Consider the following 533-nt stretch of genomic DNA (forward strand, 5'->3'; position numbering starts at 1 on the left):
TGCAGCGCGCAACGGGCAAACCCTCCCGGTTCATCTGTTTCCAGACCTTGTCTGCGCCATAGACTTGCAGGTTGGCATGCCAGACCCGCTGGATATGCGGGATCAAGGCCTCGTCGCGCTGGAGGCGGGCGCAGCGTCTGTGAGGCTCGCGCGTGAGTGCCGCGTGGCGCCAGTAGCCCGACGGAGCAATCTGCAAGACTTTGCAGATTGACTCGACCCCGTAGGCCTGTCGATGCCGGTCCACAAAATCCCTCAGGACTTCAAGCGGCGGTCGAGCTCCGCCTGGGCGAAAAACGCACTGGCCAGCTTGAGAATCTCGCTGGCCTTGCGCAACTCCTTGTTCTCGCGTTCGAGCTCCTTCAGGCGCTGCAACCCGGACGTGGTGATGCCATCCCTTGCTCCCGAATCAATCTCGTGGCGCTCGACCCACTCGTGCAGCGTCTGGGGCACGCAGCCGATCTTGGGGCTATCGATTCGATGGCCGCCCACTGCGAGGGGTACTCGCCCCGGTGCTCCAGCACCATGCGCACCGC

General features: G+C 63.8%; 1 pseudogene and 1 other annotated feature. The pseudogene reads right to left on the minus strand.

Features of this window, described 5'->3' with window-relative positions:
* Positions 1-533, minus strand: a pseudogene (locus tag ABWL39_RS20880) (IS3 family transposase); the annotation flags it as partial.
* Positions 182-298 (minus strand) — a sequence feature (AL1L pseudoknot). (Overlaps the previous pseudogene by 117 nt.)

The sequence above is a fragment of the Chitinivorax sp. PXF-14 genome (genome assembly GCF_040812015.1).
Classification (GTDB): domain Bacteria; phylum Pseudomonadota; class Gammaproteobacteria; order Burkholderiales; family SCOH01; genus JBFNXJ01.